Source organism: Streptomyces sp. NPDC031210, from assembly GCF_055570395.1.
In genome coordinates this window covers 43662-63949 of sequence record NZ_JBVIHH010000015.1, presented here as the reverse complement: position 1 = coordinate 63949, position 20288 = coordinate 43662, and the positions used below count along the sequence as shown (strand labels likewise).

The 20288-nt window shown below is 70.1% G+C and carries 26 protein-coding genes; 14 read left to right on the top strand and 12 right to left on the bottom strand.

Annotated features, from left to right (window positions below; all coding sequences use genetic code 11):
* Positions 1 to 3 precede the first annotated feature (3 nt).
* Together ACZ45Z_RS25530 and ACZ45Z_RS25525 are read right to left on the bottom strand one after the other, a co-directional pair.
* A complete protein-coding gene (locus ACZ45Z_RS25530) occupies positions 4 to 630 on the bottom strand; it encodes a hypothetical protein (RefSeq protein ID WP_468366679.1) in 627 nt (208 codons plus the stop codon).
* An 80-nt stretch (positions 631 to 710) separates the two neighbouring features.
* The gene (locus tag ACZ45Z_RS25525) at positions 711 to 1160 is read right to left on the bottom strand and encodes a cupredoxin domain-containing protein (protein ID WP_468366677.1); all 450 of its coding nucleotides are present in this window, start codon (positions 1158 to 1160) and stop codon (positions 711 to 713) included.
* A gap of 265 nt (positions 1161 to 1425) precedes the next feature.
* On the opposite strand from ACZ45Z_RS25525, the gene ACZ45Z_RS25520 reads away from it, so the two are divergent.
* The 3 genes from ACZ45Z_RS25520 (at position 1426) to efeU (ending at position 3588) form a co-directional block, all read left to right on the top strand.
* The gene (locus tag ACZ45Z_RS25520; protein WP_468366674.1) at positions 1426 to 2043 is read left to right on the top strand and encodes an iron transporter; all 618 of its coding nucleotides are present in this window, start codon (positions 1426 to 1428) and stop codon (positions 2041 to 2043) included.
* A 28-nt stretch (positions 2044 to 2071) separates the two neighbouring features.
* Positions 2072 to 2668 (top strand): hypothetical protein, encoded by a 597-nt coding sequence (locus ACZ45Z_RS25515; protein ID WP_468366671.1) that lies wholly within the window; start codon positions 2072 to 2074, stop codon positions 2666 to 2668.
* Positions 2669 to 2763: 95 nt separating this feature from the next.
* A complete protein-coding gene (gene efeU, locus ACZ45Z_RS25510) occupies positions 2764 to 3588 on the top strand; it encodes an iron uptake transporter permease EfeU (RefSeq protein WP_468366668.1) in 825 nt (274 codons plus the stop codon).
* On the opposite strand, the gene ACZ45Z_RS25505 is transcribed toward efeU, so the two are convergent.
* The gene (locus tag ACZ45Z_RS25505; protein ID WP_468366666.1) at positions 3534 to 4019 is read right to left on the bottom strand and encodes an arsenate reductase ArsC; all 486 of its coding nucleotides are present in this window, start codon (positions 4017 to 4019) and stop codon (positions 3534 to 3536) included. The genes efeU and ACZ45Z_RS25505 overlap by 55 nt on opposite strands.
* 35 nt (positions 4020 to 4054) lie before the next feature.
* On the opposite strand from ACZ45Z_RS25505, the gene ACZ45Z_RS25500 reads away from it, so the two are divergent.
* Entirely contained in the window at positions 4055 to 4390 is a 336-nt protein-coding gene (locus ACZ45Z_RS25500) for an STAS domain-containing protein (protein WP_468366663.1), read from the top strand.
* Positions 4391 to 4561: 171 nt separating this feature from the next.
* Here the strand turns inward: ACZ45Z_RS25500 and ACZ45Z_RS25495 are convergent, their stop codons facing one another.
* Both ACZ45Z_RS25495 and ACZ45Z_RS25490 read right to left on the bottom strand, forming a co-directional pair.
* Complete coding sequence (locus ACZ45Z_RS25495; protein WP_468366660.1) at positions 4562 to 5080, bottom strand: GNAT family N-acetyltransferase; 519 nt, start codon at positions 5078 to 5080, stop codon at positions 4562 to 4564.
* A gap of 26 nt (positions 5081 to 5106) precedes the next feature.
* Positions 5107 to 5475 (bottom strand): ArsR/SmtB family transcription factor, encoded by a 369-nt coding sequence (locus ACZ45Z_RS25490; RefSeq protein WP_468366657.1) that lies wholly within the window; start codon positions 5473 to 5475, stop codon positions 5107 to 5109.
* Between the two features lie 117 nt (positions 5476 to 5592).
* On the opposite strand from ACZ45Z_RS25490, the gene ACZ45Z_RS25485 reads away from it, so the two are divergent.
* Both ACZ45Z_RS25485 and ACZ45Z_RS25480 read left to right on the top strand, forming a co-directional pair.
* Positions 5593 to 5883, top strand: coding sequence for a hypothetical protein (locus tag ACZ45Z_RS25485; RefSeq protein WP_468366655.1), 291 nt, complete (start codon positions 5593 to 5595; stop codon positions 5881 to 5883).
* Complete coding sequence (locus tag ACZ45Z_RS25480; protein WP_468366653.1) at positions 5849 to 6307, top strand: ArsI/CadI family heavy metal resistance metalloenzyme; 459 nt, start codon at positions 5849 to 5851, stop codon at positions 6305 to 6307. The genes ACZ45Z_RS25485 and ACZ45Z_RS25480 overlap by 35 nt, the downstream gene beginning before the upstream one ends.
* 420 nt (positions 6308 to 6727) lie before the next feature.
* Here the strand turns inward: ACZ45Z_RS25480 and ACZ45Z_RS25475 are convergent, their stop codons facing one another.
* Positions 6728 to 6874: a hypothetical protein gene (locus tag ACZ45Z_RS25475; protein ID WP_468366650.1), complete on the bottom strand. Its 147-nt coding sequence runs from the start codon at positions 6872 to 6874 to the stop codon at positions 6728 to 6730.
* 187 nt (positions 6875 to 7061) lie between these two features.
* On the opposite strand from ACZ45Z_RS25475, the gene ACZ45Z_RS25470 reads away from it, so the two are divergent.
* The 6 genes from ACZ45Z_RS25470 (at position 7062) to ACZ45Z_RS25445 (ending at position 11219) form a co-directional block, all read left to right on the top strand.
* Positions 7062 to 7790: a hypothetical protein gene (locus ACZ45Z_RS25470; RefSeq protein ID WP_468366648.1), complete on the top strand. Its 729-nt coding sequence runs from the start codon at positions 7062 to 7064 to the stop codon at positions 7788 to 7790.
* A gap of 102 nt (positions 7791 to 7892) precedes the next feature.
* A complete protein-coding gene (locus ACZ45Z_RS25465) occupies positions 7893 to 8324 on the top strand; it encodes a hypothetical protein (RefSeq protein WP_468366645.1) in 432 nt (143 codons plus the stop codon).
* A gap of 132 nt (positions 8325 to 8456) precedes the next feature.
* Entirely contained in the window at positions 8457 to 9656 is a 1200-nt protein-coding gene (locus tag ACZ45Z_RS25460) for a sulfite exporter TauE/SafE family protein (RefSeq protein ID WP_468366643.1), read from the top strand.
* Positions 9653 to 9916: a cation transporter gene (locus ACZ45Z_RS25455; protein WP_468366641.1), complete on the top strand. Its 264-nt coding sequence runs from the start codon at positions 9653 to 9655 to the stop codon at positions 9914 to 9916. Before ACZ45Z_RS25460 ends, ACZ45Z_RS25455 begins: the two co-directional genes overlap by 4 nt.
* A 101-nt stretch (positions 9917 to 10017) precedes the next feature.
* A complete protein-coding gene (locus ACZ45Z_RS25450; RefSeq protein ID WP_468366639.1) occupies positions 10018 to 10653 on the top strand; it encodes a class I SAM-dependent methyltransferase in 636 nt (211 codons plus the stop codon).
* Between the two features lie 128 nt (positions 10654 to 10781).
* Entirely contained in the window at positions 10782 to 11219 is a 438-nt protein-coding gene (locus tag ACZ45Z_RS25445; RefSeq protein WP_468366636.1) for a hypothetical protein, read from the top strand.
* A 48-nt stretch (positions 11220 to 11267) separates the two neighbouring features.
* Here ACZ45Z_RS25445 and ACZ45Z_RS25440 read toward each other — a convergent pair whose 3' ends face one another.
* Positions 11268 to 13544: a heavy metal translocating P-type ATPase gene (locus ACZ45Z_RS25440; RefSeq protein WP_468367018.1), complete on the bottom strand. Its 2277-nt coding sequence runs from the start codon at positions 13542 to 13544 to the stop codon at positions 11268 to 11270.
* A gap of 105 nt (positions 13545 to 13649) precedes the next feature.
* Here ACZ45Z_RS25440 and ACZ45Z_RS25435 point away from each other — a divergent pair, with 105 nt between their 5' ends.
* On the top strand, positions 13650 to 13796 hold the full coding sequence (locus tag ACZ45Z_RS25435; protein WP_468366633.1) for a hypothetical protein: 147 nt from the start codon (positions 13650 to 13652) through the stop codon (positions 13794 to 13796).
* Between the two features lie 517 nt (positions 13797 to 14313).
* Here the strand turns inward: ACZ45Z_RS25435 and ACZ45Z_RS25430 are convergent.
* The 3 genes from ACZ45Z_RS25430 to ACZ45Z_RS25420 all read right to left on the bottom strand — a co-directional run bounded on the left by ACZ45Z_RS25430 (position 14314) and on the right by ACZ45Z_RS25420 (position 16229).
* A complete protein-coding gene (locus ACZ45Z_RS25430) occupies positions 14314 to 15033 on the bottom strand; it encodes a cation efflux transmembrane domain-containing protein (protein ID WP_468366631.1) in 720 nt (239 codons plus the stop codon).
* Positions 15034 to 15035: 2 nt separating this feature from the next.
* Entirely contained in the window at positions 15036 to 15371 is a 336-nt protein-coding gene (locus ACZ45Z_RS25425) for an ArsR/SmtB family transcription factor (protein WP_468366628.1), read from the bottom strand.
* Between the two features lie 348 nt (positions 15372 to 15719).
* Positions 15720 to 16229 carry a heavy metal-responsive transcriptional regulator gene (locus ACZ45Z_RS25420; protein WP_468366625.1) on the bottom strand — a complete coding sequence of 170 codons (510 nt, stop codon included), beginning with the start codon at positions 16227 to 16229 and terminating at the stop codon, positions 15720 to 15722.
* Positions 16230 to 16292: 63 nt separating this feature from the next.
* Here ACZ45Z_RS25420 and merB point away from each other — a divergent pair, with 63 nt between their 5' ends.
* Positions 16293 to 17291 carry an organomercurial lyase gene (merB, locus tag ACZ45Z_RS25415; protein WP_468366623.1) on the top strand — a complete coding sequence of 333 codons (999 nt, stop codon included), beginning with the start codon at positions 16293 to 16295 and terminating at the stop codon, positions 17289 to 17291.
* 67 nt (positions 17292 to 17358) lie between these two features.
* On the opposite strand, the gene ACZ45Z_RS25410 is transcribed toward merB, so the two are convergent.
* Entirely contained in the window at positions 17359 to 18627 is a 1269-nt protein-coding gene (locus ACZ45Z_RS25410) for an MFS transporter (protein ID WP_468366620.1), read from the bottom strand.
* Positions 18624 to 19805: a PLP-dependent cysteine synthase family protein gene (locus ACZ45Z_RS25405; RefSeq protein WP_468366617.1), complete on the bottom strand. Its 1182-nt coding sequence runs from the start codon at positions 19803 to 19805 to the stop codon at positions 18624 to 18626. Before ACZ45Z_RS25405 ends, ACZ45Z_RS25410 begins: the two co-directional genes overlap by 4 nt.
* Positions 19806 to 20288: the final 483 nt, after the last annotated feature.

Here is a 20288-nt window from a genome sequence, read left to right as displayed (position 1 = left end):
CCCCTACGCCATCCTCGGCTCGCGCTCCAACAGCGTGGCGATGCCCGCCTGCCGCGCCCGCGCGAGCCGTGCGTCATCGGCCCGCGCGCGCTCCTGGTCGAGCTGCTTCCAGTCCGCGGGCTGCATGAAGAGCATGTCGTGGCCACCAGGGACGATCACGACGCCGCCGAAGAGGGGGTCACCGGCGACCCATACGCCGCCGTCCTCGGCACCCTTGGGCCAGCGGCGTACGGCCGAGGCGCTGACGGCCCGCACGCGGAGGGCGTCGTGCCGGCCGCGACTGGAGATCTTGACCGTGTGCACAGTGCCAAGGAGCAGCCACTGCGACTCCTTCTTCTCCACTCGCGTTCGGTATTCGAGCGGGTAGGCGCGCAGAACCTTCTTGCACACGCCCAGGCGCAGACCGTTGGCGAGCCGGATCGCCAGGAAGAGGAGCACCCACATCCCGAAGGGGATGGGCAGCACCAGGAAGAAGGAATCCGGCACACCGAGCCGATACGCCACCGGCGGCAGCGCGACCAGAGCCACACCGAGGGCGAGACGTCCGGCGACATGCCGCCACAGCAGTCCGGAGTTGCGCCTCAGGACCTGCTCGATGGCAGGCGGCACCGGCTCGTTCATCGGATCCATGAATCCCCCACTCGAAACGTTCATCACCACGACGCGCCGCCGGTCGCGTCCCCCGCCGTGGGCTCCCCCTACGCACCGTCTCACCCCTCGCGAGTCTCCTCCTCCTTCTTCTCCGTCTTCTTCTCCGTCTTCTCCGTCACGGTGAACGTGCCGCGGATGCCCTTGCCGACCATTCCCGGCTTGCATGCGGTGGTGTACGAACCAGCCTTGCTGATCTTCACGGTCATCGTGCGGGACGTGCCGGGGCCGATGCCCTCGACCTCGCTGACCACCTTGTTGTCCGGGCTGTAGACGTAGAACTCGGTGATCCTGTTGCCCTCGTTGCTGACCTTGAAGGCGACGAGCCCGGCAGGCGCGGACGTCCGGGAGAGCTTGCAGGCGTCATCGGTGGCCTGGACCGTGATGACTCCGGACTTCGCGTCGCCGCTGCCGCCGTCGTCGGCGCTCTTCTGGGTGCAGGCGGTCAGAAGGGCGAGCGGGCCCATGGCGAGCAGGGCCATGGCGGCGGGCCGGGTCAGGCGAGAGGTCACGAGGGGCTCCTGGGGCGATACGGAGGGAACGGAAGCGCGCGCAGTGTAAGTGGGAGGGCGACCTCGCTGTCCAGATAGTGACCCTCTCGCTCCCACCCGATGGCCCTCGGCAGCCACTGATGCGCCATCAATTCGCCTTCCTCCAGGGGGCAACCCTCCCCTGCGCCCGATATGCCACGTGTGTCCACATCGAGAGATGGGTTGACGGGCGCACAACATGAGCTTAGGTTCGCCTCACCTTACTTCCGATCGAAAGATTTAAGCCATGCCCAGGTCCGGATCCTCACTGCGCGCGCTCGCTCTCGCCGCCCCGCTCGCCCTCGCCCTGACAGCCTGCGGAGGCGCGGATTCCGGGAAGGCCGGGGACACGCCCGCGAAGGGCCGGGCCAAGGAGACCGCACCCGCCGGGGTGGCGCACCAGCACACCGTGCTGGAGGCGGAGATCGCGGCCAAGGGCGGCGAGACCAAGGCCGGCGAGTACCGCATCGGCTACATCGTCGAGGCGGCCGAACCGTGGTTCCACGGCGAGCACGGCAAGCACGGCAAGTTGGTCCACCGCGAGCCGGCCAAGAACGAGACCCACCACATCGAGATCATCCCGATGGAGGCCAAGACCGGCCGCATCGTCCCGGATGTGCCGATCCGTCTTGAGGTCGTCGACAGCAAGGGCAAGGTCGTCCAGGCCCAGGACCTGAACTTCTACTACGCCGAGTTCTTCCACTACGCCAACAACTTCTCCGTGCCCAAGGCCGGCAAGTACACCCTGCGGGCCACCCTGCAGCCGCCGACGTTCCTGCGGCACGGCGCCAGCGGCGAGAAGCCCGCGCTGAGCGAGAAGACCACCGCCACCTTCCGTAACGTGGAACTCAAGCCGGAGAACTGACCCAGTGGCCGCGACCTCCGACAGACCGATGGCCGCTCCGGCCCCCCGATCCGCCGGGATACCGGGGTGGGCCACGCCGGCCGACGGCGGGGGAACCGGTGACCGTCCACCCACACCCGTCTGGGCGCTCGTCGCCCTGGGAATCCTGAGCTGCGCCGCCCTGGCGGCCGCCTGCTGGGTGGCCGGTCACGTCCACGCCGCCCCGCCCCTGCGGATGGCCGCCCGCTTCCTGCACCTCGTGGCGCTCGTCGTCGGGCTGGGCTCCGTGGTCGCCGTCGACTGGCTCGCCGTCCTGTGGATGCTCGGACGACGGCGGCTGGCCGACGTCCTGCGCACCGCCTGCGCGCTCCAGATCCCGATCTGGCTCGGACTGGCCGGCTTGGTCGTCACCGGCCTCTTCCTCCGCCCGGACCTGGCATCCCCGCTGACCCAGATCAAGCTGGGACTCGTCCTCGTCATCACCCTCAACGGCCTTTACGCCCACTGGCTCGGGCAGCGCTTCGAGCGGTGGCGCGACGAACGGGTACCGCGTGGCCTGCGCTTCCAGGCCGGCGCGGCGGCCTCCGTCAGCCAGCTCGGCTGGTGGGGCGCCAGCCTGATCGGCTTCCTCAACAGCCAGCCCTGACTTCCGCTGACACCACTCGACGACCGCACGTGACGGCCGTACTCGACGACCGCACTTGACGACCGCACCTGACGACCGCTTCTTAAGGAGCCCCCGTGTTCGCCAACTACTTGATCGGCCTGCGCGAGGGCCTCGAAGCGACGCTCGTCGTCTGCATCCTCGTCGCTTACCTGGTCAAGACCGGCAACCGGAGCAAACTGCCGCCGATCTGGCTAGGCGTCGGCATCGCGGTCGCCCTCAGCCTGAGCGTGGGCGCGGTGCTGCAATTCGGCTCCACCCAACTGACGTTCGAGGCCCAGGAGGCGCTCGGCGGCGCCCTGTCCGTCCTCGCCGTGGGCCTGGTGACCACGATGGTCTTCTGGATGCGACGTACCGCCCGCCACCTGAAGGCCGAACTGCACGGGAAGCTGGACGAGGCCCTCGCCGTCGGCACCGGCGCACTGGTGGCCACCGCCTTCCTCGCCGTGGGCCGTGAGGGCCTGGAGACCGCACTGTTCGTCTGGTCCGCGGCGCAGGCCACGGATGACGGAGTCCGCCCGCTGACCGGCGCCGTCCTCGGCCTGCTCACCGCCGTCGTACTCGGCTGGCTGTTCTACCGCGGCGCCCTGCGGATCAACCTCGCCAAGTTCTTCACCTGGACCGGCGCCCTGCTGGTCGTGATCGCGGCCGGCGTCCTCGCGTACGGCATCCACGACTTGCAGGAGGCGAGCATCCTGCCCGGCCTGGACCACCGCCTGTTCGACATCAGCGCGACGATCCCGCCCGACAGTTGGTACGGCTCCCTCCTCAAGGGCATCTTCAACTTCCAACCGAACCCGAGCGTGCTCCAGTCCCTGGCCTGGGCCCTCTACCTGACCCCCGTCCTCTACCTCTTCCTACGCCCCACCCACCGGGCAACCGCAACCCCGGCAACGACGTAACCCCCCTCAAAACCCGCCGCCGGCTTCGCGTCGATCTCGGCGATGAGCGCCTCGATGCGGGTCTTGATCTCGTCGCGGATCGGGCGGACGGACTCGATGCCCTGGCCGGCTGGGTCTTCCAGGGCCCAGTCGAGGTACTTCTTGCCGGGGAAGATGGGGCAGGCGTCGCCGCAGCCCATGGTGATGACGTAGTCGGATGCCTGGACGGCCTCGGTGGTGAGGATCTTCGGCTTCTGGTCGGCGATGTCGATGCCGACCTCGTTCATCGCCTCCACGGCGGCGGGGTTGACCTGTTCGGCGGGGAGGGATCCGGCGGAGCGGACCTCGACGCGGTCGCCTGCGAGGTGGGAGAGGAATCCGGCGGCCATCTGCGAGCGCCCGGCGTTGTGGACGCAGACGAACAGGACGGATGCGGAGGGGGTGGAGGGCATGTGGCTCTTCCTTTGCGATCCTCAAGGAGGTCGCTGTGGCTCAGAATTCCGCCGCAACGCCCGGGGGCGCCGTGTCCATCGCGGCGGTCGACGGCCAGCGCGCCGAGCTCACCTTCACCGGTGACGTCGACGCCAGTGCTCTCCGGGAGCTGGAAGAACGGCTCGCTGAGCCGCAGCTGCGCCAGGCCCATGAGTGGGTGCTGGACATGAGCGGTGTCACCCGGATCGATCTCTCGTGCGTCTACGCCCTGCTCCGGGCGGCCACCCGGCGCCCCGAGAACGCAAGGCTCACCATCCGCGGAGCCCGCCGCGCCGTACAGCGGACCCTCCGTCACGCCGGCCTCGACACGATCGCTGTCATCGAGGAGTAGGGGCCGCCAGCCACCGTCCGGTCAATCGGGAACCTGGCCGCCTCCACCGCGGCAGGCCCCCTGTGAACGGCCCTGTCACCGGCAGCGGCCTTCCTCTACCTGACCGCGTGGATGGCCCTCGCCCTGATCAGTCTGCTCTTCACCGCAGGCCGCCGTGCCGTCTGAGCCCGGTCAATCGACCAGCTGGCTGCGGCGCTCGACCAGGACGACGTCGCGCCAGATGCCGTGGTGGCGGCCGATACGCTCCCGTGTGCCGATGACGCGGAAGCCGGCCCGCTCGTGCAGGGCGAGGCTGGCGGTGTTCTCGGGGAAGATCCCGGACTGGATGGTCCAGATCCCCGCCGCCTCAGTGGACCCGATGAGGGCCTTGAGCAGGGCGGAAGCGATGCCCCGGCCTCGCGCTTCGGGATGGACGTACACGGAGTGCTCGACCACCCCGGCGTACGCGCAGCGGTCGGAGACCTTCGTAGCGGCGACCCAGCCGAGCACCGACCCGTCGGCGTCGAGGGCGGTGAACCGGTGCTCGGACAGCTTCGCGGCATCGAAGGCGTCCCAGGTCGGCGCGGTCGTCTCGAACGTGGCGTTGCCTTCGTCGATGCCTGCCTGGTAGATCGCCAGGACGTCGTCAGTGTGCTCGGCGGTCAGTGGAACGATGACCGCGCTCGACGGGTCGGTGCGGGTGGACTCCATGCTGGACCCCTCTGTGCTGAAAATGGTCAGGGCGCCGCGGACGCGTTCGTGAGGAGCTGGCCCATCGCGGCAAGCACCGACGGCTCCACGCGGTAATAGACCCACGTCCCGCGCCGCTCCGAGGTCAGCAGCCCGGCTTCCTTGAGCTTCTTCAGGTGGTGGGAGACGGTCGGCTGCGAGACGCCGACATCGGAGATGTCGCACACGCACGCCTCGCCGCCCTCGTGCGAGGCGACCGCCGAGAGCAGGCGCAGGCGCACCGGGTCACCGAGCGCCTTGAACATCTTCGCGGCCCGCTCGGACTCCTCCGCGCTCATCGGACGTTCGGTCAGCGGCGGGCAGCACGGCATCACGCCCTCCGGCTCCAGCACCGGCAACGCCTTCGTAGTGGACATGCGCTCCATTCTCCACAGGGATTCGACGACTGTCTATGTTGACGAAAGTCGATTCAATCCTCATGCTGGACTGTGTCGGATATCGACAAACGTCGAAGCAAGGGGAAGGGGATCGTGGTGAACGCGCCCACCACCGAGCTTCCCGCCGTCGTGACCGGAGAAGGTCCCGTCGGCCTGGCGGCCGCCGAGTGGGTCGATCCAGATGTCCCGGAGACCGGATTCTCCGGCGGCGCCGACCTCCTCGACGAGCCCGACACCACCACGCCCCAGGAGGGCGCCGGCTGCTGCGCGGTCCCGAGCACCCTCCAGATCGGCATCGGAGCACTCGCCGCACCGCTGCTAAGACCTCACCTCACCCATCAGGAGATACGCCATGTCCCGCGTTCAGCTCGCCCTTCGCGTCCCTGACCTGGCCGCGTCCGTCGCCTTCTACAGCAAGCTCTTCAACACCGAGCCCGCCAAGCTCCGTGACGGCTATGCCAACTTCGCCATCACCGAGCCCCCGCTGAAGCTGGTTCTCCTCGAAGGCAACGCGGACGAGGACACCCGCATGGACCACCTCGGCGTCGAGGTCGAAACCACCGACGACGTGCACGCCGCCACCGCGCGGTTGGCCGCCGCAGGTCTGACCACGGACGAGGAGGACAACACCACCTGCTGCTACGCCCTCCAGGACAAGGTCTGGGTCCACGGCCCCGGACAGGAGCCCTGGGAGGTGTACGTCGTCAAGGCCGATGCCAACTCCCTTGCCAAGCAAGAGAGCAGTACCTGCTGCGCCACCCCGGCCACCGACGACGTCAGCGCCGACGAACGCGTCACCGCCTGCTGCTGACAACACGCCAACGGGGTCGCGACTGGAGCGGTGGGCCAGTCGCGGCCTCTGGCGATGTCGGATGTCGCCCCATCCGGTCAAGCACCGTCGTAGACCCATGCGCGGCCAGTCTGGCGATACTCCTCCACGGGGATCGGTGCGACGCCGGCCCTCATGTGCGCCGCGTCTCGACCTTCTCGCGTAGGCGGCGGAGCTCCTTCACCTGCCCGGGCGTGGCGTGTGAGGGTTGGCCGACTGCAGGGCGCCGGGTGCGCATCATGAACCACATCATGAGGCCCATCGCAACGGGGCAGGCGAGCGTCGGGAGTGCGTACAGCAGACTGGTCCATCACAGGTCCTTCAGGCGCTTGCACGGGAGTAGATGGGAGACGCGCGGCAGATGGGGAGCCCAGGGAAGGCTCCCCAGTCCGGCTCGGCTCTTCAGCGGACCTTCTCCATGGAGAGTCCGCAGCAGCAGGTGGGGCTGTGGTCCCCGCCGCGCCCAGGGGCCGCCCCCTTGGTCACGGTGATCTCGCAGCCGCACTCGGCGTCCGGGCAGCGGTACACCTCGCCTTCGACGAATGCCATGAGGTGACCTCCTTCTGGCTTCGTGCCTACGCGAGCGACGCTAAGACCTTTCCCCAGGGGCAAGGCCAATGAGTCGGTGATGCGGATGCCGCCGGCCGGTGCCTAGCCTTGACGAGGGTGGTTCTTCCGGAATTTCCGCGTGCGTGTCGACGCGGTTGATCCGGTAGCGGAGAGGAGGGGCCTCCGTATGTCCGGCAAGCCCGCCAAGAAGGTCCCGGAGGGCCGCCGCGCACGGGCTGCGGCGATGCGTTCGCAGGTGGCGCGGGAAGAGCGACGGCGGCGTGTGCTGATCATCCTTGCCGTGAGCGTCGCGGTTCTGGCGGTCGTCGTCGGCATCACGCTCGCGGTGGTCTCGTCAGGCGGTGGTCCGTCCCGTACCCGGCCTCCGGCGGAGGCGGGCATCCCGTCCACCCCCTTGAAGACCGCCTCGGGCCGTACGACGCCTCCGCCGTGGGATGCGCCAGGTGGTCCTTCCGCGCGGGTGAAGGCGGCCGGGCTGCCCATGCTCGGCGCGGAGGGGAACGTGGAGCACATTCATGCTCACCTGGACGTTCTCGTGGACGGCAAGCCGGTTTCCGTTCCCGCTGACATCGGCATCGACCAGCGGACGCAGAAGATCAGCCCGCTGCACACGCACGACGCGAATGGCGTGATCCACATCGAGTCCCCGGTCAAGGCCACCTTCTCCCTCGGTCAGTTCATGACCGAGTGGAATGTCGCCCTGACGCAGAACTCCATGGGCGGGCTGAAGGCCGGCGGTGGCAAGGAATTCCACGCCTACGTCAACGGCAAGGAGACCCCGGGTAACCCGGCCGCGGTCGAGTTCACTGCGCACGACGAGATTGCGCTCGTGTATGGGCCGGTCGGCCAGAAGGCCAAGGTGCCCAGCAGCTACAACTGGCCGAAGGGCGAGTAAAGCCGCAGGTCAGCGGCCGGGAGAGCCACTCGCCGAGGCAGGCTGCCGAGGTCCGGCCGGGCCTTCGATGCGGGACGATGGACGTGCCTTAGCATTGCCCGCATGACGCGACGCGTACCGTCGGCGCTCCGGGTTTGGACCGGGGCGCTTCTGGTGTGCGCGCTCATGCTCTGCCTGGGAGGGCTGGCCCGGCCTGCCATGGCGACGGCGATGGCGACGCCGGGCCCGATGGAGACGCCTTCGGCCATGGCGGGTGGGCATGCGGCCGGGCACCTGTCGGCCCACGGCGCCGGGCCGTCCGCGGCGCCGATCGCGTCCGGTTCGTCGGACAGCGCGCCGCACTGTCCGATGGCCGAGCAGCAGTGCAGCGCCCCCAAGGCCACCCTTCTCCACGATGTCCAGCCGGGCCCGGCGCTTGCCGGTCTGCCGACCGCGATGGCCTGCTCTCCCGCTGGGGTAGTTGCGCAGCCCAATGCGCCGCCTCCGGCGCTGCCCCCTCCTGAGCTCCACCAGTTGTGCGTGTCGCGGACGTGATGGTTCGACGCCTGCGGGGTAGCCCTTGTTGCTGCCTTGCGGGACGCCGATCTTCCTCACGTCCGCCTCGGCACGCCCGTAATCCCGTCACTCGGTGCGTGTGCCGTCGTATCCGAACAGGAGTCACGACGCATGCCGTCGTCCATCGCTTTGCTCATCAGCGGTGTGAGCACCGGTCTGCTCGCCGGTGGCGCCTCGTGCGCCGCCGTTCAAGGGGGGCTGCTGGCCGGCGCGGTTACCCGCCGCGATCGGGCCCCGGTCCCCGCCGCCACCACTTCCACGTCCTCCTCGTCCGCCAAGTCCTCTGCAAAGCGACCGGCCTCCGCGCGCAGTGCGGACGCCCGGCGCGGCGCTTCCGCCGCGTCCTTGGAACTCACGGCCAGGAACCTGGCGCCGGTTGGCGCGTTCCTTGCCGGGAAGCTGCTGTCCCACACCCTCCTCGGCGCCCTGCTCGGGGTCTTCGGCGATGCCCTGCAGCCCAGCCCTCGTACGCAGGCGGTGCTGCTGCTGGTGGCCGGGCTGCTCATGGTGCTGTTCGCGCTCGACCTGTTCGGCGTCAAGGCTGTGGCCCGGCTGGTGCCCCGGCCGCCGGCCTCGTTCGGCCGGCTGCTGCGGCGCAGCGCCAAGACCGACTCGGTCGTCACCCCGGCCCTGATCGGGTTCGCCACCGTCCTGGTGCCCTGCGGGGTGACGCTGTCGATGGAGCTGGTCGCGATCACGTCCGGATCCGCGGTGGCCGGTGCCGCGGTGATGGCCGGGTTCGTGGTCGGCACCGCGCCGCTGTTCGCCGCGCTCGGCTATCTCTTCCGCCGTACGAGCCGGGCGCTGTCCGGCCGACTGGCCGCGCTCACCGGTGTGGTGGTGCTGGCCGTCGCCGTGTGGACGATGGCCTCCGCAATGCAAGCCGGAGGCTGGGTCTCCTTCAGCTCTCCGGGCAAGCCGGCCGCGGCGAGTGAACCGTTCACCGTCGAGGGCGGATCTCAAGGCGGGCCGGAGAAGAGTTCGGGTGGAGGGCAGGCGGCGGCGCCCGCCGCGCCGGTGCGGATCGACGCCTCCGGCAAGCAGGTCGTCACGCTGACCGTGACGGACTTCTACGGCCCCACCCAGTTCACCGCGAAAGCGGGCGTCCCGACCACGCTCGTGCTGCACGGCGAGGAGGCCGGGGGCTGCGCCCGCGCCTTCACCATCCCCGAACTCGGCGTCTCCGAGATCGTCCAGCGCAATGGCGACACCAAGGTCGACCTGGGCACCCGCAAGCCCGGCACCCTCCGCTTCTCGTGCGCCATGGGCATGCAGACCGGCACCATCAACTTCCAGGGAGACAAGGCATGAAGCTCTTCAACCGCAAGAAGGACGCCGACGCCGAGACCGGTGGGCAGGTGGTGCTGCTCGTCGAGGGCATGCACTGCTCCAGCTGCGGCCTGCTGATCGACGACGAGCTGGAGGACATCCCCGGCGTCCGCTCCTCCACCACCGACATGAAGGCTGAACGCACAACCGTCCGCCTTGAGGAAGGCGCCGACGTCGATGTCGCGGCTCTCGTCGCAGCGGTGGAACAGGCCGGCGAGTACAAGGCCCGACAGGTCGACTGATCTGGGGCTGGGGAGCGGCCCGGTCGGGGGATTCCCCGGCCGGGCCGTTCGCCGTAGCAGTCGCGGGTGCGGTGGACGCCGGTGGCCGGGAGGATGGAGGTGTGCCTGAGCCGAGGAACACCGAGCGGTTGCGTCGCTACTGGGACAAGCACGCCCGCTCGTACGACCGGGAGATGCGGTTCTTCGACCGGACCCTGTTCGGCGAGAGCCGTAGGTGGGTCTGCTCCCAGGCCGCCGGGGACGTGCTGGAGGTCGCCATCGGCACTGGCCTCAACCTTCCCCTCTATCCGCCGGGCGTCCGGCTGACCGGGATCGAGTGGAGCCCGAAGATGCTGGCCATCGCCCGCCGCCGGGCCGACGAGCTCGGTCAGACGGCAAACCTGCGGGAAGCCGACGCCCAGGCGCTTCCGTTCCCTGACGCCTCCTTCGACACCGTGGTCTGCACGCTGTCCCTGTGCGCCATCCCCGACGACCGGCGCGCCGTCGCCGAGATGATCCGCGTACTCAAGCCCGGCGGCAGGCTCCTCCTGCTGGATCACGTCCCCAGCACCGCCTGGCCCGTCCGCGCCTTCCAGAGGATCTCCGAACTCGTCACTGTTCCGCTCGGCGGCGAGCACTTCCTGCGCCGTCCCCTTCGGCGCGTCCAGGCGGCGGGCCTGGAGATCGAGCAGCGGGACCGGTTCAAGCTCGGCATCGTCGAGCGCCTCGCCGCCCGGAAGCCCGTCGGTACGCCGTAGAACAGGTGGTATCAGGCGTGCTCCCTCAGATGCTCATGCCGTGCCGCCCGTGGCTATGCCCATGCCACCCATGCCGGAGCCGTCGCTCCGCCTTGCCGTTCTGCTGCATGGCGTCCGGCGTCTGAGCGGTGGCGGTCGGCGATGGCGTGGCGTTGTTGCGGGGAGCTTGGTTGTTGTTCGTCGTGTCGGACGTGTCCCCGGAGCGCATCTGCGTCTCCCTGTTCCTGTCGCCCGTGCCCTTGTCCGGTGTGCGGTTGCTGGGTGTCGGGCTGAGGTTGTCGCGATGCGGGGCGGTCGACGGGGAGGGGGACACGGAGGGCGCCGAGGAAGAGGAAGAGGAAGAGGAAGAGGAAGAGGAAGAGGAAGAGGAAGAGGAAGAGGAAGAGGAAGGCGAGGGGGCGCTGTGGGATGCGGCCGACTTGTCCGGGCCGGCCCCGGTGATCGCGGCGATGGCGACGACGCCCGCGACCCCGACGGTCACCGCGGTCGCGGCGATGGCGAGGGCGGTGCGGTGCTGGATGGCACGTGCCATGACGTGGTCCTCTTCTGTGCGGGTGCGCCCCTGATGGCGCGTTCGTGGAGCAGGGGCGTGGGGCGACTCGGGTGGCGGCGGTTCAGCGCTGGTTGGTCGGCTGGAAGCGGCGCAGGCGGAGGCTGTTGGAGACGACGAACACCGAGGAGCTGGCCATGGCTGCCCCGGCGATGAGCGGGTTGAGCAGGCCGAGCGCGGCCAGGGGCAGGGCGGCGACGTTGTAGGCGAAGGCCCAGAAGAGGTTGCCCTTGATGGTGGTCAGCGTCTTGCGGGCGAGGCGGATCGCGTCGGCGGCGCCACGCAGGTCGCCCTTGACGAGGCTGAGGTCGGCGGCTGCGATGGCGGCGTCGGTGCCGGTGCCCATCGCCAGTCCCAGGTCGGCCTGGGCCAGCGCGGCAGCGTCGTTGACGCCGTCGCCGACCATGGCCACGACCTTGCCCTGGTCCTGCAGCCGCTTGACTTCGGCGACCTTGTCCTCGGGGTGGACCTCGGCGATGACCTTCTCGATGCCGACCTCGGCCGCGACGTGTTCGGCGGCAGCGGTGTTGTCTCCGGTCAGCAACACGGGCGTCAGGCCGAGCTGCTTGAGCTGGGCGACGACTTCGGCGCTGGTCGGCTTGACGGTGTCGGCGACCACGAGCGCGGCGCGTACGCGTTCCTCCCAAGCGACGAAGACGACGGTACGCCCGGCCCGTTCGGCCTTGCGCTGGGCCTCGGCCAGCATGGACGGGACCTTGAGACCCCACTGTTCAGCGAGCCAGCTCGCCCGTCCGGCCATCACGCCATGCCCCTCGACGGTGCCGGTGACGCCGCGCCCGGCGTGGTTGGCGAACTCTGTCAAGGGCGCCAGGGCGCCGAGCTCGTCGGCGGCGGCACCGGCGATGGCCTTGGCGATCGGGTGCTCGCTGGCGTGCTCCACCGCGCCCGCCAGGCGCAGGATCTCGGTCCGGTCCTCTCCCTCGGTGGCGACCACGTCGGCCAGGCGCATACGGCCCTCGGTGACGGTTCCGGTCTTGTCCAGCACGATCGTGTCGATACGGCGGGTGGACTCCAGCACCTCAGGCCCGCGGATGAGCAGTCCGAGTTGGGCGCCGCGGCCGGTGCCGACCATCAGCGCGGTCGGGGTCGCCAGTCCCAACGAGCACGGGCAGGCGATGATGAGCACCGCCACCGCCGCGGTCAGCGCGACGGCCGACGGGTAGCCCAGGACCAGCCAGCCGAACAGGGTCTCGACGGCGAGCAGGATGACGATCGGGACGAAGATCGCCGATATCCGGTCCGCCAGCCGCTGCACCTCCGCCTTCCCGGTCTGCGCTTCCTCCACCAGGCGGGCGATCTGGGCGAGCTTGGTGTCCGAACCCACGCGCGTGGCCCGCACGACGAGCCGGCCTCCGGCGTTGACGGTCGCTCCGGTGACCGCGTCACCCGGGCCGACCTCCACCGGCAGCGACTCACCGGTCAGCAGCGACTCATCCACCGCCGACGAACCCTCGACCACCACCCCGTCGGTGGCGATCTTCTCGCCCGGCCGGACCACGAACTCGTCCCCGACCGCCAACTGCTCGATCGGCACGCGGACTTCACGCCCGTCGCGGAGCACGGTGACGTCCTTGGCACCCAGGTCCATCAGCGCGCGTATCGCCTCACCGGCACGTCTGCGGGCGCGCGCCTCGAAGAAGCGGCCGGCCAGGATGAACGTGGTCAGCGCCGCGGCGACTTCGAGGTAGATCTCGGCCGACCCGGCGTGCTCGTCCGCACGAGGCAGGAGCGAGAACCCCATGCTCATTCCGGGCTCGCCCGCCCCACCGAGGAACAGCGCGTACACGCTCCACAGCCAGGCCGCCAGCACGCCGAGTGAGACCAGGGTGTCCATGGTCGAGGCACGGTGGCGCAGATTCAGCAGCGCCGCGCGGTGGAAGGGCCACGCGCCCCACAGCGCCACCGGCGAGGCCAGCGCGAAGGCCGGCCACTGCCAGAACCGGAACTGCGCGGCCGGCACCATCGACAGCACCACCACCGGGGCCGCGAGCCCCGCGGACGCCAACAGCCGGTTCCGCAGCGCCCGCACATGGTGCTCCCCCTTGTCGCCCCCGTCGCCGGCCGCTCGTCCGCCGTCGGAAGCGGCCGGGGCCTCGGCTGCGGCGGGTGCGGACGGGGATGCGGGCAGGCTGGCCCCGTATCCCATGTCCTTCACCACATCGATCAGGTCGTGCGGCGACACCTCATCGCCGTGGGTGATGCGGGCGCCGGCGGTGACGAAGTTCACCGACGCACTCACGCTGGGCAGCTTGTTCAGCTTCCGCTCGATCCGCACTGCACAAGACGCGCAGGTCTGCTTGGCGACGCGGCCGACGGTCAGTCCACCACCCCGGGCTCCTGACCTCGGCGTTTTGGTGCCTTGCCTAATCCGCCTTGACCTTTCTCCATGGGCAAGGTTCTAGCGTCGGGGGAGGAGGTGACTGCGATGCCATTCACCCAGGGCGATGTCTACCGCTGTCCCGACCCGGCATGTGGATGCGAGGTCACCGTGACCAAGGGCGCTCCGCCCACCTGCCAGGGACAGCAGGATCCGACCTGCTGCTGCGGAAAGACCATGACCAAGCTTGTCTGAAGGCCAGCGACGGATATCCGCCCGGCGGTCCGGCGACCGTCGTAACGCGGGCTGACGATGAGCTCGGGAGCGGTTCGGCAAGACTGTCGGAGGCAGATGCCCTCGTCGACGCGGGCGAAAGTACGCCGCGTTGCTCGACACGGACGGGCGGAGGAGGGTGGGCTTGCCGGCACTGCTTGTGCGAAGGGGTGCCAGTCGAGCGAAGGCGTGGCACCTGCCTGTGCTGTGGACGAGTTCTCACATCGAATACGACGAAGCCCCTGGGTCACCCAGGGGCTTGGTCATGCTCGGGGTCAGACGACCGCCACAGTCGCTGGCTCAGTGGGCTTCTCGCTGTCCTAGTGAGGGGTCGGGTCGGTGACCTGCGGCAATGTCGTTGCAGGTCGCTGACCTGGCCTTTTCCCGATTGCTGGCGATGGGGTGCCACGGTCCTGAGCGAGTGTCTTGCGGACTGTGTGCGGACCGGAGCGACGCTGTGCCGGCGGCGCCGGCGCCTCATCTGTGTCGTGCGCGGGGGTCAGATGCAGCAGTCGCATCCGGGTTGGCAGCCGCACGCGTCCGACTCGGTGGCCGGGGTAGCGGGTCCGGCCGCCGAGGGAGCGCAGCAGCCCTTGCCCTGCCAGGCGTCGCGGCCCTCCTTGACGGCGACGGCGGCGATGACGATGGCGGCGATCGGGTCAGCCCAGGACCAGCCGAGGGTGGCGTTGAGGACCAGGCCAACCAGGAGCACGGCGGACAGGTAGGTGCACAGGAGGGTCTGCTTGGAGTCCGCAACCGCGCTGGCGGAGTGGAGCTCGCGCCCGGCCTTGCGCTGGGCGGCGGACAGGAACGGCATCACGGCCAGGGACAGGGCGGCGAGCACGATGCCGGGGATCGACCGTGCGGCTTCCCCGGTGCCGGCCAGGGCCCGGACGGCGTCGACGGCGACGTACGCGGCGAGCCCGAAGAAGGACACGGCGATGATCCGCAGCGTGGTCTTCTCCCGCGCTTCGCGCACCGCGTGCTCGCGGGCGGAGAACTGCCAGGCGACCGCGGCGGCGGAGGAGACCTCGATGATCGAGTCCAGGCCGAAGCCGATCAGCGCGGTGGAGGACGCGATCGTCCCGGCGGTGATCGCGATGATCGCCTCGATGACGTTGTAGGTGATCGTCGCGGCGACCAGCAGGCGTATCCGCTTCGCGAGCGCGTCGCGGCGGGCCGGGCCGGGGTCGAGGGATATGGATACGTCCGCGGTCATGGTCAGCAGCAGCCCTTCTCCTCGGCATCCACACAGGTACGGTCCGTCTCGACGGACACCACGGCGGTGCGCAGGTCGTCGAGTGCGTGGCCCAGGCGTTCGTCGGCCAGTTCGTAGCGGGTGCGGCGCCCGTCGGGCACGGTGACGACCAGGCCGCAGTCGCGCAGACACGCCAGGTGATTCGACAGTCGGGTACGGGAGATCCCCAGCGCGTCGGCAAGGTCGGAGGGATAGGCGGGGGCTTCACGCAGGGTGAGCAGGAGCCGGCAGCGGATCGGGTCGGCGAGCGCGCGACCGAACCGGGCCAGCACCTCGATGTCGGAGGCAACAGTCAACACCAGACCGACAGTACACGCGATCCTGAATTCAGAAAACCATGGACTGTTGATCACTGGGGCGGTCACCTACCGGCCTTCCCGTCCAGCACCTGCCACTGGTCCAGCACCTGCCACTGGATGGGCCCCATCAGTCCGGACCAATGCCGCTCCCGCGTCCGGTGATTCGGGCGCGGACAGGGCGTGGTCCGATGAGGATGAAACGAGCGGCGTGGCGTCGCCGTCTTACCTCTGCGGGTGCGGCAGGGAGCCGCCGGCCGGGCCTCACGCTTCGGACGGTCGTTACGTTCTGCCGCGTTTGCGGCTTGATTGGGCGTCAGATATACCCGGGAAGTCTCTCGGAAACGCCTCTCAGGACGCCGGAGTTCCGCGAGCCCCTGCTTGGTTAGAACGGACACGTTCCGGGGGGCTCGCAGAATTTTCGCAACTGGTCATTTTGCGAGAGCACGCGGAGGGCTGCGCGGCGTCCGGGGCGAGGATGGAGCAGATGTCGTCCTCGGTGCAGGCGGCCGGGTTGGTCGCCGCGGCACGGTCTGCGAGGCCGCGCAGTGCCTCCCGGGTGGCGGCCAGCTCGGCCATGCGCCGGTCGATGTCGGCCAGGTGCTCGTTGATCAGTGCGGTGACATGGGCGCAGGGTGCTTGGCCGCTGTCGCGCAGGGCCAGGACGGAGCGGACCTCGGCGAGGGTGAGGCCGGCGCGCTGGGCGTCACGGATGAAGCCGAGCCGGGTGGCGGCATGCGCGGGGTAGTCGCGGTAGCCGCCGGGAGTGCGGGGCGGCGCGGGCAGCAGGCCGGTCTGTTCGTAGAAACGGATGGTCTTGGTGGTCAGCCCGCTGAGGGCGGCGAGGTCGCCGATGCGCATGTCTCTCAGGCTAGTCCTTGACCTTCCAGTGCGCTGGAAGGTCTACCGTCTGCGGTACAGGAGATGAGCTGGGAGGCGAGCTGGATGCGGATCACGGTGCTGACGGTTCCGGAGTGCCCGAACGCGCCACTGGCGATGAAGCGGGTCACCGCCGCGCTGGCCGGCCGGGACGCCGAGGTGGAGCTGATCGAGGTGGACGAGCCGGCGGAGGCCGTCCGGCGCGGAATGCTCGGATCGCCGACGATCCTGATTGACGGGGTGGACCAGTTCGCGCCCGCCGGGGCGGTGCCGAGCCTGTCGTGCCGCCTGTACCGGGAGGCCGACGGCACGGTGACCGGGGCGCCGAGCGAGGCCGCCATGCGCGAGGCTTTCACCGGCGCGGCCCCCTCGGGGCAGGTGTCCTCGGACGACTGCTGTACGACGGACGGGCTGGACGTTGTCGGCCGGGCCGGCCGGGGGCGCCGCGCACCCGCCGACCGTGGGCTGAGGGCGGTGCACCAGCAGGTGCTGCGGCACTTCGCCGCCACCGGCGCCGCCCCGGAGCCGGATGTGTTGGTGCCGGTGGCCGCCTCGTCCGGCCGGGCGGCCGACGAGGTGTTGGCCGAGCTGGACCGCGAGGACTTCCTGACTCTCGACGAGAGCGGACACGTCCTGGCCGCGTATCCGTTCTCCGCCGTCGCTACCCGGCACCGGGTGCGCCTCGCGGACGGGGTGCAGGTGTGGGCGATGTGCGCGATCGACGCGCTGGGCATCGCGGCCATGCTCGGCCAGGACGTGGTGATCAGCTCCTCGGACCCGGTCACCGCGGAGCCGGTCACCGTCATGGTGAGAGGCGGCACGGCGGTGTGGGCGCCGGCGAGCGCGGTGGTGTTCGTCGGCCGCCGCCAAGACGCGGGACCGGCGGCCGCGGTGTGCTGCGACGCGTTGAACTTCTTCGCCAGCGAGGCATCCGCCCGCGCCTGGGCACAGGCGCACCCGCGGGTGAAGGGTGCCATCGTCGGCCAGAGGCGTGCCGAGGAGATCGGATGCGAGACGTTCAGCCCCCTGCTGCGTGACGCCTGAGGACTGTGAGGCCAGCCCCGGACTGGGCGGGGTGATGCGCACGCGGGTTTCCTCCGAGCCGGGACCGTCAGGCCGCTTGGGGCAGGGGGGTGGGCATGGTCAGGCGTCCGGTGCGGGCCAGGGTCCACACCGCTGCCGCGCAGGCGAGGCCGGTGGCGGTGAGAGTGGCCCAGACCAGCCAGAGGGTGTGGTGGGCCGTCGCGTAGTCCCACAGGGCTCCGGTGGCGAGGTTGCCTGCGGTGATGCCCAGTCCGGTGACGGTGTTGTAGAGGCCGTAGTGGGTGGCGACCAAGCGGTCACCGGAGAGACGGACGACGGTGTCCATCTCGACGGGGTAGACCACCGCGCTGCCCACGGCGAGCAGGACCACCGCCGCCGTCAGCGCCGCGATCAGCACTACCTGGGCGGCCAGGCTGTCCGCGTCTGGCAGGAGGCTGAGAGGGAGGAAGGCCAGCCCCATGGCAGTCAGCCCGCCGACCAGGGAACGGGAGGTGTCCCAGCGGGCCTTGGCCCAGCCGGTCAGCCGCAGTTGCCCGGCCACCGTCACCGCAGCGGAGACGATGAACAGGCCACTGGTGGTCTTCGTCCCCGCTGGCCCGAGGGCACTCCCGGCGGCCAGGGGCAGGGCGAGATAGATCTGGTAGGCCAGGACGTAGGAACCGGTCATCGCTAGGGAGAACAGCAGGAACGGCCGGTTGGCCGCAACGGTCCGCCACTGCCTCCACACTCCGACCGGCTTGCCGCCGGGGGCGGCCTGGTCACTGTGGAGGGCGGGCAGGGCGCGCCATTGCAGCACAGCCAGTGCGGCGAAGATCGCGGCAGCGACGGTGCACACGGCGGAGAAGTCGGCGGCCAGGAGCGCGAGGCCGACGAGCGGGCCCAACAGCATGCCGGCCTGGTAGTAGACGTTGAACGTCGCGAACGCCTCCACGCGACGCTCGCCCGCCCCGGCAGCGAGGTAAGCCCGTACGGCCGGGTTGAACAACGCGCCGGCAAAGCCGGTGGCCGCCGAGGCGGCGATCAGTGCGGGGAGGCTGTCGACCCAGCCGAGCAGGGCGAAGCCTGCGGTGCGCAGTAGGCAGCCGGCGAGGATGGGGGCTTTGTAGCCGTAGCGGTCCGCGAGGGTGCCGCCGATGAGGAACATGCCCTGCTGGGAGAAGTTGCGAACCCCCAGCACCAGCCCGACTGCCCAGGCGGCGAGACCCAGGTCACTGGAGAGGTGGGCGGCGAGGTAGGGCATGAGCATGTAGAAGGCCAGGTTGATAGCGAACTGGTTGGCCATCAACAGCTGTACGGCGGGCGGGAACGACCGGGTGCTGGTCCACAAGGTTTTCACCGTGCCGCTCCCGCCAGGCGAAGCGTGCCCGCGTCCGTCCCACCAGGGGCGGGGGCTGGAGTGAGGGGGTCGAGGACGGTGGTGCACCGGGTCCACCGGGTCACGGTGCGCTCGCCCGGGTGGGCGAGGTGGTCAGGGGCCTCGGCGGGCACTTGACCCAGCAGGTTGTGCTCTTGGCAGTAGGCGTCGTTGAAGACGGTGCCGATGTACCGCTGGGGGCCGTCGGGGAAGACGGCCACAATCCTCTCCTCGGCCGGGCGCACGTGGGCCAGGTGGCGTGCGGCCAGGGCGACCGCGCCGACGCTCCAGCCACCGGTGGCGTACTGGTTGCGGGCCAGGGCGCGGGCTGCCCACACTGCCTCGGGGGCGGCCACCCAGTGAACCTCGTCGAAGAGGCCGTAGTCGACGTTCCGGGGATAGATGCTCGAACCCAGCCCCCGCATCAGGCGCGGGGCGGCGGGCTGCCCGAAGATGGTGGAACCGGTGGTGTCCACCCCCACCACGTACAGGTGGGGGAAAAAGCCGCGCAGGACCGAGGCGATGCCCGCAGAGTGGCCGCCGGTGCCGACGCTGACCACCAGACAATCGATCCGGCCCAGCTGGGCGATCAGTTCGAGAGCCAGAGGCCGGTAGGCGGTGACGTTGTCGGGGTTGTTGTACTGGTCCGGGCACCAGGCACCCGCCCGCTGGTCCAGCAGCTTCTCGACTTTCTCCCGGCGGGCCTGCTGCCACCCGCCGACCGGATGCGGCCGTTCGACCATCTGCACTTCGGCGCCGTAGGCGGCTAGCAGGCCGATCATCAGAGGTTCCATGCCCGGGTCGGTGACCACCGTGACGGGGTGCCCGAAGGTCATTCCCGCGAGTGCCAGCCCCAGGCCGAGGGTACCGGAGGTGGATTCCACGATCGGCGCGCCCGGCAGCAGTTCACCGCGCTCGCGCGCCTTGGCCACCATGTGCAGGGCGGTGCGGTCCTTGATCCCGCCGGGGTTGCGGCCTTCCAGTTTCGCCCAGAAGCCATGGCCGGAACGGGCGAACGGCTCACCGATCCACAGCAGAGGAGTGTCGCCCACCAGCCCTGCGGGGGTATATGCGGGTCGGGTGCCGGCGCTGAGCACCTGGGCCGGCGACAAGGGAAGAGAAGAAGGGCAGGTGATGCTGAGGGAGTTCAGAGTGTTCATCGCACAGGTCTCCAGCGGCGCGTCCCGCGACCGTTCGCGAGAACAGTGCAGGGCAAGGCCGCGCGGTAGAGATGATCAGGGCGCTGAAACCTGCCGCTGCGCGGTGACCGCGACGGCGCCCGCGGGCGCCTGGCAGGCGGGCCCGATCAGGTGCGCCACACCCCCAGCGCCGCCCGCCACTGCCCGCCCCCTGGCCCCTCCCGAGAGCGGGCAGCCACCTCCCCGGCCTGCTGCCCCGCTGTCGCCCCGCCCTCCGGTTCCTGGGCTACGGCGCAGGCCGCGGCGGGCGTAGTAACGGTCGCTCGCTGACTGGCCACACTTGCCTCATCCACCCCCGCGCACTCGGCGGAAGAATGGCCGTCGGCCGGCGGAGGCGATGCCAGAGGAAGCTGTACCGGCACGGCGGGGGCGGTCCAGAGGGCCTGCGGCAGGGAATCGATCCGCGCGCCGCCGGCGTGCGGTCCGTGCGCGCAGCCCAGCACG